The sequence below is a fragment of the Streptomyces sp. NPDC058576 genome, assembly GCF_042718715.1.
Classification (GTDB): domain Bacteria; phylum Actinomycetota; class Actinomycetes; order Streptomycetales; family Streptomycetaceae; genus Streptomyces.
Genome location: NZ_JBHXPF010000003.1, coordinates 285,722 through 296,687, shown reverse-complemented (window position 1 = coordinate 296,687; position 10,966 = coordinate 285,722). Strand labels below are relative to the sequence as shown.

The following is a 10,966-nucleotide window of genomic DNA, read 5'->3' as shown; positions in this document are numbered from 1 at the left end:
ATATTAGACTGGTGGGACGCCGCGGAGCGCGTCCCACCGGGCCGGACAGCGGGGCCGGTCAGCTGAAGCGGTCGAGTGTGATCAGCGCCTCCTGCGGGTTGCCGTCGTGGACGAGCGACTCGTGGGCGCCCACGTCGTCGAAGGCGAAGCCGTACGCCTTGCCGTCCACCATCTGCGCGTGGATGAGGCGGGAGTAGTGGTTGGTCACGGAGTCCTTGTAGAAGTTCGCCGCGTTGTTGTCGGGCTGGTTCGCGCTGGTCAGCAGGGTGGAGCGGTTGAAACCCGCGCACAGGGTGCGGGAGATCGGGCCGCGCACCTGGTCGTTGGGCGCGTCCAGGTGCTTGTAGCAGCCGAAGACGCTGTCCGAGTCCGGCTTCTGGAACGAGGTCACGACGGCGCCCGAGCCGTTGGTGAAGTTCATGACGTTGCCGGAGACCCGGCCGTAGTACTTGGTGTTCGGCTCGTGCGCGAACGGGGTCACCGTCAGCACGGAGCTGCTGTAGCGGCTCCAGACCCGGTTGATGTAGTCGTTCATGATCCCGGACGGCAGGGCGCCGCTCCCGACGCCGTGCCCCGGGGACAGGGCGCGCAGCACCGTTCCGTCGGACCGGGTCTGGATGAGGCCGGACCAGCCGCCGGACTGGTTCCTGAGGTTGTTGAACACCGCGTTGTAGCCGCCCGACTTGAGCTTGCCGGTGCTCTTCACGGCCCCTCCGGGCGCCTTGACGCCGACGGAGTAGGGGGCGGAGAACATGTCGACCTGGGTGCTGTTGATCCACAGGCCCGCGTCGTTGAGCGTGTACTCGGTCCAGTTGAACAGGATGTTCCTGTTCGGGTCGCTCGGGTTCTGCACCGCGGGCTGGACGAGACCGCCGGTGGTGACCTTGAAGACGAGCTTCTGACCGTACGAGAAGTAGACGCGGCCGGAGAACTTCGGCATCCGGATCGTCACCGACTGCCCGTTCCGCGGCCCGGCGATCGAGGCGTCCGGGGCCGGGGTGGGCGGGTTGCCCCCGGCCGGCCAGGGGTGGAAGGTGCCGTTCGCGTCCGCCCAGCCCTGGCGGCCGGTGGAGAGCTCTGTTCCGAGGTTGTAGACGTAGATCTGGTCGGCGCGTCCCGAGTCGTTCTTGATGGTCAGCGGGATGGTGGCGGGCACCGCCGCCTCGGCGGGCGTCTGGCCGAGGCCGGTGGTCAGCCCCAGGGCAAGGGCCAGGGCGGCGGTCAGCGCGCCGAGACTTCTCCGTAAAGCAGGCATGCTCGTTCTCCTCATCGGGCGGATGCGTGGATGGAACGGGGGCACATCACCTGGACTCTGAGAGCGCTCTCAGAATCCTGCCGGAGGTGACCGCTGTCAACGAGCCTGTCTCAACTTGTCGAAACCGCGCGGGGGATGGTTCGCTCCCGCGCCCTGCCGGGGCGACGGCCTCGTGCGCCGTGCCCCGGGATTCCGGTTCCTCTGGCCCCGGGATTCCGGTTTCGGTTAGCGTCCGGGCAGCGACGGGCGCGTACCGAGGGAACAGGAGTGCCGTGGTGGCGGATGTGATCGTGGTGGGCGGCGGGGTCGTCGGGCTCACCACCGCCGTGACGCTGGCGGAGCGCGGGCTGCGGGTACGGGTCTGGTCGCGCGATCCGGCCGGGGCGACGACGTCGGCCGTGGCGGGCGCCCTGTGGTGGCCGTACCGGATCGAGCCGGCGGAACGGGTGGGTGACTGGTCGCTGGAGACACTGGCGGTGTACGAGGAGCTGGCGGGCGCATCGGAGGAGACCGGCGTACGGCGGGTCGGGGGGCTGCACGGCGGGGAGCGGTTCGCGGCGCTGGGCGCGTGGGCGGCGGAGCTGAAGGACGCCGCTGAGGTGCCGGAAGGACTGCGGGTGACGCTGCCGCTGCTGGACATGCCCGTCCACCTGGCGTGGCTGGAGCGGCGGCTCCTGGCGGCGGGCGGTGCGGTGGAGCGGCGGGCCGTGACGGGGTTCGCGGAGGCGGCGGAGCGGAGCCCGGTGGTGGTGAACTGCACCGGGCTCGGGTCGCGCGAGCTGGTGCCCGACGCCGGGGTGCGGCCGGTGCGGGGGCAGCTGGTCGCGGTGGAGAACCCGGGGATCGAGGAGTGGTACACCGAGGCGGATCCGGCGTCGACCGCGACGACCTACTTCTTCCCGCAGCCGGGCCGGCTGGTGCTGGGAGGTACGGCCGAGGCGGACGATCCGCGCACCGAGCCCGACCCGGACACGGCGCGGGAGATCGTGGCGCGGTGCGCGCGGATCCGGCCGGAGATCGCCGGCGCCCGGGTGCTCGGGCACCGGGTGGGGTTGCGGCCGGCGCGGGAGGCGGGGGTGCGGATCGAGGCGGAGGCGCTGCCGGGCGGCGGTCTGCTGGTGCACAACTACGGGCACGGCGGCGCGGGCGTGACGGTGGCCTGGGGCTGCGCGCGGGCGGCGGCGGCGCTGGTGCGCTGAGCCGGGGTCCGGTCTTCGTGTCCCGCGCACCATCGGAGCCCGCGACCGGCAGGCGGTCGCGGGCTCCGAATCGGTTGTGCGGTGGTGCGGTGGTGCGCTTATGCGGTCAGTCGGTGGGGCGCTTCTCCGTGGCCGTCGAACCCGATCCGCCGGACTCGTGCTTGTGGCGCTCGTCCGTGACCGGCGTGGTCCCGGGGCCGATGCGGATCTCGAAGTCGCCGTCGTACTTGGCGTGCCCCTCGATCACCGCGGACTCGACCGCCTCCACGCCGAACTCCTGCCGGACGATCTGCGGGTCCCTGCGCAGGTCCCGCATCAGGGCCACGCACATGCCGATCATCACGACGGCGAAGGGGGCGGCCACCAGGATGGTGAGGTTCTGCAGTCCTTGGAGCGCGTTCTCCTCGCCGTCGCCGATGAGCAGCATGATCGCGGCCACGGCCCCGGTCACGACGCCCCAGAAGATGACGACCCACTTGCTCGGTTCGAGGACGCCCTTCTGCGAGAGGGTGCCCATGACGATCGAGGCGGCGTCCGCGCCGGAGACGAAGAAGATACCGACCAGGATCATCACCAGAAGGCTCGTCACCGTGGCGATCGGGAACTCCTGGAGGACGCCGAACAGCTGCGCCTCCGGGGTCTCGGCGCCGGTCAGCTTCCCGGCCTCGTCCAGCTTCATGGCCGAACCGCCGAAGACGGCGAACCAGATCAGGCTGACGGTGCTGGGCACCAGGATGACGCCGCCGACGAACTGACGGATCGTCCGGCCGCGGCTGATCCTGGCGATGAACATGCCGACGAAGGGCGTCCAGGAGATCCACCAGGCCCAGTAGAAGACCGTCCAGCTGCCGAGCCAGTCGGCCACCTCACCGCCGCCGGTCGCCTCGGTGCGGCCGACGAGCTGCCCGAGGTCGCTGATGTACGCGCCGAGGGAGGTGGGCACCAGGTCGAGCACGAAGATCGTGGGACCGGCGATGAAGACGAACACGATGAGAAGCAGGGCCAGCACCATATTGATGTTGGACAGCCACTGGATGCCCTTCTCGACGCCGGATACGGCGGAGGCGACGAAGGCGACGGTCAGCACCGCGATGACGGTGACGAGGAGCCCCGTGCCGGCCTTCTCCAGCCAGTCCAGTTCCTGGATGCCACTGCCGATCTGGAGCGCGCCGAGGCCCAGCGAGGCCGCCGAGCCGAACAGCGTGGCGAAGATGGCCAGGATGTCGATGACGCGGCCGACGCCGCCGTACGCGTGGCGCTTGCCGATCAGCGGCTCGAAGACCGCGCTGATCGTCTGCCGCCTGCGCATCCGGTAGGCGCTGTAGGCGATGGCGAGCCCGACCACCGCGTAGATGGCCCAGGGATGCAGCGTCCAGTGGAAGAGCGTGGTCGCCATCGCCGTCTGCATGGCCTCGGCCGCGTCGGCGGGGTCGGTGCCCGGCGGCGGGTTCCGGAAGTGGGCGAGGGGCTCGCTCACGCCCCAGAACATCAGCCCGATGCCCATGCCTGCGCTGAACATCATCGCGATCCAGGAGATGGTCCGGAACTCCGGCTGCTCCCCCTCCTGGCCGAGGCAGATCTTGCCGTACCGGCTGATGGCCAGCCACAGGGCGAAGATGACGAAGGCCGACGCGGCCAGCATGAAGGCCCAGCCGCCGTTGTGGATCAGCCCGGTGAGCAGCTTGCTGGAGACGGACTCCAGGGAGCCGGTGGCGGTCGCACCCCAGACGACGAAGGCGAGGGTGAGGACCGCCGTGACACCGAAGACCACCCGGTCGGTGGTCGGAGTCCTGCTGCTGACCGGTTCGGGGGGAAGGTCGGCCGTGACCGCCAGCCCTTCCCGCCCGTCAGTCGTCTGGTCGTCCTGGGACACAAATGGCACCTTTCATCGAGTCTGAAAATCGCTCCTTGTAGGCCTTACCACACCTGCCCAGGATCTCGAAGGATCAACAAGCTCTATCGGCTTGACCGTTTGCGATTCGATATGTCGCCCGTTGATCGAGGAGGAGCGGAATCAGCTTGCGAGCAGACTGACGTAGGGGCACAAATACGCCATCTTCGTCCAGCCGGGACCGGACCCCGTGCAGGGCCAGCTCGTCCTTCACCTCCGCGTACTGGGCCGCGTCCAGGCGGTAGCCGCACGGCGGGTCGGCCAGGACCTCGGACGGCTCGGCCGGGTCGTTGTCGGCGCCGCCGAGGTACACGGGTCCCCGGTCGGCGAGGCCGGTCAGACGGGAGAGGGCGGTGGCGCCGCGGAGCCGGGCATGCTCTTCCTCGGTGAAGTCGAAGAGACCGCCGAGCGAGATCTTCTGGGAGTCGACCCGGCGCCGGTGGTTGAGTGCCGGATCCGCCTTCTCCGCGTCGCTCAGCGCGTCGACCCGCGACTCGATGAGCAGGCCGACGGCGTGCTTGAGACCGGAGGTGTTGCGCAGGATGCGCTCCTGGCCGTCGCCGGCGACCTGCTTGATCGGCTCCCGGGTGGCCGGGTCGGTCCAGATGCCGTAGTGCCCGCTGCTGTAGCCGCCCGCCGTCGCGGCGGGGCGGACATAGCGCTCGGAGAGGGTGCGCGAGGCGTCGTGGACGCCGTCGTGGACGTTGAGGTTGCGAGGCCACAGGGCGAACAGGTCCTTGTCGTAATACGGCGGGGTCGCGCCGTACTCGTGCAAGTCGTAGATCACCTCCGGTCGTTCGTCGCGCACGACGGCGGCGACGGCCCGCGCCTCGGCGGTCTCCAGGGCGATGTGGTCGCGGTTGACGTCGATCCCGTCGGCGTTGCCGCGGGTGTCGGCGGCGCGTCCGTCGGGGTTGGCGGTGGGCAGCACCAGCAGGGTCGTACGGGCCAGGAACGCGCGGGTGGCACGGTCCTCGGCGAACGCCAGGTCGCGGATCGTGGTCAGGCAGGCCTCGCGTCCGGCGGGTTCGTCCCCGTGCTGGCTGCAGATCAGCAGGACCGTGGTGGCGCCGGGGCGCTCCCGACCGACGCGTACGAGCCTCAGGGGGCGGCCCTCACCGGTGGTGCCGACGCGGTCCACGGAGACCCGGTCGCTCCCCCGGTCCACCTCGGCGAGGAAGTCCCGCTCCTCCGCCTCCCCGGTCCAGCGGGCTCCCTCGCTCGTCTCGAACCCGGTCCGCGGCGGGCGGGGCGCGGCCTCGGCGGGCGCGATGGCGAACGGGAGCGCCAGCGCGGCGAGCGTCGCCGCCACGGCCGTCCGGCGCATCGCCCCCGCACCGCGGCGCGGGGGCACGGGCCCCGGCCGGGCGGGGACCGCGACCGGTGCGAGCCACGGGTGCGGGCTGAGCATGCGAAGCGAGCGGGCGACGTGACGGGTCATCGGCTGCTGCCTCCGGAACGTGTGGGGGCGGGCGGCGTGACGCCCGTCGGCCTGTCGGCGATGTGCGGACGTTACCCCGGTCAACTCCCGTGCGACAGGGGGCGATCACCGCCGCCCGTACGTTCGCGCGTACGGCCGCCCGTGGCGACGGAACGCCGATCGTGTAACAGAAGCACCCGGAATGCCCCTTCGCGCCCGGGCGGTTGCCTGGCCTCGTGACGACCGGTCGCCGCGGAAACGCGAACGTCGGCGACTTCGTCCGGTACGCGGAACGGGTCTCGGGCAAGCCGCCCGCCGCGCTGTTCGACCCCTGGCTGTACCGGCTGTACCGCCCGGCGCTCCCGGCCGCGGCGGACGCGGGTCTCACCGGGGCGGCCCTGTCGGCGCGCTCGGCGGCGCGGGTCGAGCGGCCGACGTCCTGGAAGAAGATCGCGGCGACGAACACCGTGCAGGATCACGGAACCCAGGAGAACCACGGGAACAACGGGGCCCCCGGGGACCACGGGCCCACGGGGACCACGGGAACAACGGGGCCCACGATGGCGCCGACCACCGCTGACGGGCACGCCCTCCAGGTGTGTCGGAACGGTGAGCGCTCAGCCGTTCCGACGCGTCTCGGCGGCAAACGCCCCACGGGCGGCCCGCGCCCTGGGCAGGTAGCGCAGCCGCTCCGGCAGGGCGGGGACGACGACCCGCAGCACCGCGCACATCCGCCGCAGCCGTTTCTCCTGGTCCGCGGTCCACGGCAGTCCGATCGCGTCGCGGGCGGCGGGCGGCATGAGTCCGATGGTGACGAACCGCCGGAAGCGGGCGAGCGGCGGGAGCAGCGCCGGCCACAGCACCCGCAGGACCGTCCGCAGCGGCCACGGGCCCCGGTCCGGCGGCGGTACGGGCTGATCGATGTCGACCAGCTCGCGCACCACGGTGGTCGCCTCGATCTCCCCGGCGAGCATCTTTTCCCAGTACGGCCAGAACTCCTCGATGCTCTGGGGCATGTCCCGGTCGTGGATGCCCAGGATCCGGCCGACCTGGAGCCACTCCGCGTACAGGGCGCGCTCCTGGGCGGGGGTCATCGGCCGGACCAGATAGCGGGCCGCGTGCTGGTAGACGGGGAAGCCGGTGGCGTGCACCCAGGCGTAGTTGGCGGGCGTCAGCGCGTGGTAGCGGCGGCCCCGGGTGTCGGTGCCCTGGATGGTCCGGTGCAGCACGCGCAGCCTGCGGCCCTCCGCCGCCGCCTCCGCGCCGCCGTAGACCCAGAGCTGGAGCGAGCGCAGCGAGCGTTCACCGCGCCCCCACGGGTCCGTGCGGAAGACGGAGTGCTCGTCGACTCCGGCGCCGACGGCCGGGTGGGCGACCTGGAGAGTGAGGGCGGCGGGCAGCATCAGCAAGGCACGGATGTCGCCGGACAGGCTCCAGAGCACCCCGCCGGGCGGAGGCGGCTGGGGGTCTCGCACACTGCCGGGCGGAGGCGGCTCGGGGTCCTTCGCGTCCTTCGCGCTGCTCATCCGGTGCTCCCGCGGTCCCGGCGGGCCTGCCGTGCGCTGCCCGTCCCCTTCCTCTCCATGATCCCTCGCGTGCGGGCGGACCGTGGTGGCGGGGTCCGGGGCCGTCGGTGCTCCGGTCAGTCGTGGTCGTACACCGTCACCGGCAGGCCGGCGGATATCAGGCGTCGCTCGATCAGCGGCTCGATCCTGGACCACTTGCCGCCCGCGAGACCGCAGCCGATCCGGGGCATATGGACCGACGCCCCGAGCTCGCCCGCCTTGGCTGCCACCGCGCCGAGCGCCGCGTCGATGGCTTCGTACCGCACGGGCACCCCTTTGCTGCCGGTGCGCATGCCCCGCTGGCCGATCATGTTGACCACCCAGAGACAGGGCCCCACCCGCACGAACTGGGCCGCCCCCAGAGCGAAGTCGTTGCCCGCCCGCTCACGGTGCCAGCGCCGGTAGGCGGCCTCCGGCTCGGGCCAGCGGCGGGAGAGGGCGAGGACGAAGCCCTTGCCCCAGCCGCCCAGGTCGTTGCAGACGTGGACGATCAGCTTGACGCCCTTGCCCTGCGGGGCGGTGGCGTCCCCCCGTACGTAAGTGATCTCCGACATGGAGTCACCGTACGGGCCGCCGCTGACAACGGTCCGGGGTGGACGGCGGAGCGATGGTGCCGGAGACTTTCACAGTTGTGGTGAGACAGCGGCACTGTCCGATACGAGGTTCGACGGCGAGGAGCAGAGATGGCGACGGGGACCGACGAGCCGACGCTCACGGTGGACGAGCTGGCGGCACGCGCCGGGGTCACCGTGCGCACCGTGCGGTTCTACAGCACCCGGGGCCTGCTGCCGCCCCCGGTCATCGGGCCCCGCCGGGTCGGGCACTACGGGCCGGACCACCTGTCGCGGCTCGCCCTGATCGAGGAGCTCCAGCAGCAGGGCATGACGCTGTCGGCGATCGAACGGTACCTGGAGCGGTTGCCGCCCGACCTGAGCGCCCACGATCTGGCGATCCACCGGGCGCTGGTCGCGTCCTGGGCGCCGGACAAGACCGAGGACCTCTCGCGGGGCGAGCTGGAGCGGCGGGCCGGGCGGGCGCTGGCGGAGGCGGATGTGGAGCGGCTGGCGGCGATGGGGGTGCTGGTCCGGCCGCCGGAGCCCGGCGGGGAGTTCCGGGTGGATCCGGGGCTGCTGCGGCTCGGGGTGGAGTTGCTGGACGTGCCGATCGCGCACGAGACGATCCTGGCGGCGCGGACCGTCCTGCTGAAGCACACCCGTTCGGCCGCCCAGGAGATGACCCGGCTGTTCCGGGACGAGGTGTGGAACCCGTACCGGGAGCGCGAGGGCGACCCGGAGCATGTGGCGGCGATGAAGTCGCTGTCCGCGGATATGCAACCGATCGTGGTGCAGGCGCTGGTGACGGCCTTTCAGCGCTCGCTCAAGGAGGAACTGCGGGCCGCGTTCACCGCCGAGTGACAGCGCCGGTGAACGCGGTGCGCGAGCGCCTCAGTCGTGGAAGGTCTCGCCCTTCTCCGCCTTCTCCACGAGCAGCGCGGGCGGCAGGAAGCGGTCGCCGTAACGCTCGGCGAGCTCCCGGGCACGGGCCACGAAGCCGGGCAGGCCGCCCTCGTACCCGTTGATGTACTGGAGGACGCCACCGGTCCACGGCGGGAAGCCGATGCCCATGATGGAGCCGATGTTGGCGTCGGCGACGGAGATGAGCACGTTCTCCTCCAGGCAGCGGACACTGTCCAGGGCCTCCGAGAAGAGCATCCGCTCCTTCATGTCCTCGAAGGGGACGTCCGCGCCGGGCTTGGTGAAGTGCTCGCGCAGGCCGTGCCAGAGGCCGGCGCGCCTGCCGTCCTCGTCGTAGTCGTAGAAGCCCGCTCCCCCGCTGCGGCCCGGGCGGCCGAACTCGTCGACCATGCGGTCGATGACCGCGTCGGAGGGGTGGCCGGGCCAGGTGCCGCCGGCCTCCTCCACCGCGCGCCTGGTCTCGTTGCGGATCTTACGGGGCAGGGTCAGGGTCAGCTCGTCCATCAGGGAGAGGACCTTGGCCGGGTAGCCGGACTGGGCGGCGGCCTGCTCGATGGAGGCGGGCTCGACGCCCTCGCCGACCATGGCGACGCCCTCGTTGATGAACTGGCCGATGACGCGCGAGGTGAAGAAGCCGCGCGAGTCGTTGACGACGATCGGCGTCTTCTTGATCCGGCGCACCAGGTCGAAGGCGCGGGCGAGCGCCTCGTCGCCGGTCCGCTCGCCCTTGATGATCTCGACCAGCGGCATCTTGTCGACGGGCGAGAAGAAGTGAAGCCCGATGAAGTCGACGGGGCGCGAGACGCCTTCGGCGAGGACCGTGATGGGGAGGGTGGAGGTGTTGGAGCAGAGCAGCGCGTCGGGCTCGATGACGTCCTGGATCTCCTGGAACACCTTGTGCTTGAGGGCGGTGTCCTCGAAGACGGCCTCGATCACCGCGTCGCAGCCCGCGAGGTCGGCCGCGTCGCCGGTCGGGGTGATCCGGGCCAGCAGCTCGTCGCGCTTGGCCTCGGTCGTACGGCCCCGGGAGAGCGCCTTGGCGAGCAGCTTCTCGCTGTACTCCTTGCCCTTGGCGGCCGCCTCGGTGGAGACGTCCTTGAGGACGACCTCGATGCCGGCCCTGGCGCAGGAGTAGGCGATGCCGGCGCCCATCATCCCGGCGCCGAGGACGGCGACCTTGCGGACCGGGCGCTCGGGGATGTCCTTGGGGCGGTTGGCGCCGGAGTTGACGGCCTGGAGGTCGAAGAAGAACGCCTGGATCATGTTCTTGGAGACCTGGCCGGTGACCAGCTCGGTGAAGTACCGGGCCTCGATGGTCAGGGCGGTCGCGAAGTCGACCTGAGCGCCCTCGACGGCCGCCGCGAGGATGTTGCGCGGTGCGGGCATGGGCGCGCCCGCGAGCTGCTTCTTCAGGTTGGCCGGGAAGGCGGGCAGGTTGGCGGCGAAGCGAGGGTTGGACGGGGTGCCACCGGGGATCTTGTAGCCCTCGACGTCCCAGGGCTGCTGGGACTCCGGGTTGGCCGCGATGAAGGCGCGGGCCTTGTCGAGCATCTCCTCGCGGGTGGCGGCCACTGCGTGGACGAGGCCGTTCTCCAGGGCGCGCCGCGGGGTGTAGTGGGTGCCCTGGAGGAGCACCTTGAGCAGCGCGTCGGCGATGCCCATGAGGCGTACGGTCCGGGTGACTCCGCCGCCGGCCGGGAGCAGGCCGAGGGTGACCTCGGGCAGCCCGATGCGGGAGCCGGGGGCGTCGAGGGCGACGCGGTGGTGGGAGGCGAGCGCGATCTCGTAACCGCCGCCGAGGGCCGCCCCGTTGATGGCGGCGACGACGGGCTTGCCGAGGGTCTCGATGCGGCGCAGCGAGTTCTTGATCTCGGTGCCGGTGTCGAAGGCGGCCTGGGCGTTCTCCGGGCCGACCTTGATCATGTCCTTGAGGTCGCCGCCGGCGAAGAAGGTCTTCTTGGCGGAGGTGTAGATGATGCCGCGGATGGAGTCCTTCTCGGCCTCGGCGCGGTCCGCGATGGCCGCGATGGAGTCCTTGAAGGCCCGGTTCATCGTGTTGGCCGACTGGTTCGGGTCGTCGAGGACGAGTGTGACGACGCCGGTCTCGTCCTGTTCCCAGCGGATGGTGGTGCTCTCGGTCATGTCGGTGTCTTCTCCGTAA

At 71.3% G+C, this 10,966-nt stretch carries 8 protein-coding genes; 2 read left to right on the top strand and 6 right to left on the bottom strand.

What is annotated here, in order from left to right; translation table 11 throughout:
- Nucleotides 1-58: 58 nt before the first annotated feature.
- Nucleotides 59-1,255: a glycoside hydrolase family 64 protein gene (locus tag ACFWRV_RS04280; protein ID WP_384327951.1), complete on the bottom strand. Its 1,197-nt coding sequence runs from the start codon at nt 1,253-1,255 to the stop codon at nt 59-61.
- A 275-nt stretch (nt 1,256-1,530) separates the two neighbouring features.
- Between ACFWRV_RS04280 and ACFWRV_RS04275 the strand changes: the two genes are divergently transcribed.
- Complete coding sequence (locus tag ACFWRV_RS04275) at nt 1,531-2,454, top strand: FAD-dependent oxidoreductase (protein ID WP_384327947.1); 924 nt, start codon at nt 1,531-1,533, stop codon at nt 2,452-2,454.
- Nucleotides 2,455-2,560: 106 nt separating this feature from the next.
- On the opposite strand, the gene ACFWRV_RS04270 is transcribed toward ACFWRV_RS04275, so the two are convergent.
- The 4 genes from ACFWRV_RS04270 to ACFWRV_RS04255 all read right to left on the bottom strand — a co-directional run bounded on the left by ACFWRV_RS04270 (nt 2,561) and on the right by ACFWRV_RS04255 (nt 7,884).
- Entirely contained in the window at nt 2,561-4,327 is a 1,767-nt protein-coding gene (locus tag ACFWRV_RS04270) for a BCCT family transporter (protein WP_384327944.1), read from the bottom strand.
- Nucleotides 4,328-4,400: 73 nt separating this feature from the next.
- On the bottom strand, nt 4,401-5,786 hold the full coding sequence (locus ACFWRV_RS04265; protein ID WP_384327941.1) for a M14 family metallocarboxypeptidase: 1,386 nt from the start codon (nt 5,784-5,786) through the stop codon (nt 4,401-4,403).
- Nucleotides 5,787-6,382: 596 nt separating this feature from the next.
- Nucleotides 6,383-7,291, bottom strand: a complete 909-nt coding sequence (locus ACFWRV_RS04260; protein WP_384327938.1) for an oxygenase MpaB family protein — start codon at nt 7,289-7,291, stop codon at nt 6,383-6,385.
- 116 nt (nt 7,292-7,407) lie between these two features.
- Nucleotides 7,408-7,884 carry an Appr-1-p processing protein gene (locus ACFWRV_RS04255; RefSeq protein ID WP_384327935.1) on the bottom strand — a complete coding sequence of 159 codons (477 nt, stop codon included), beginning with the start codon at nt 7,882-7,884 and terminating at the stop codon, nt 7,408-7,410.
- Nucleotides 7,885-8,013: 129 nt separating this feature from the next.
- Here ACFWRV_RS04255 and ACFWRV_RS04250 point away from each other — a divergent pair, with 129 nt between their 5' ends.
- Nucleotides 8,014-8,745, top strand: coding sequence for a MerR family transcriptional regulator (locus ACFWRV_RS04250; RefSeq protein WP_384327932.1), 732 nt, complete (start codon nt 8,014-8,016; stop codon nt 8,743-8,745).
- A 30-nt stretch (nt 8,746-8,775) separates the two neighbouring features.
- On the opposite strand, the gene ACFWRV_RS04245 is transcribed toward ACFWRV_RS04250, so the two are convergent.
- A complete protein-coding gene (locus ACFWRV_RS04245) occupies nt 8,776-10,947 on the bottom strand; it encodes a 3-hydroxyacyl-CoA dehydrogenase NAD-binding domain-containing protein (protein WP_384327929.1) in 2,172 nt (723 codons plus the stop codon).
- Between the last annotated feature and the right edge of the window lie 19 nt (nt 10,948-10,966).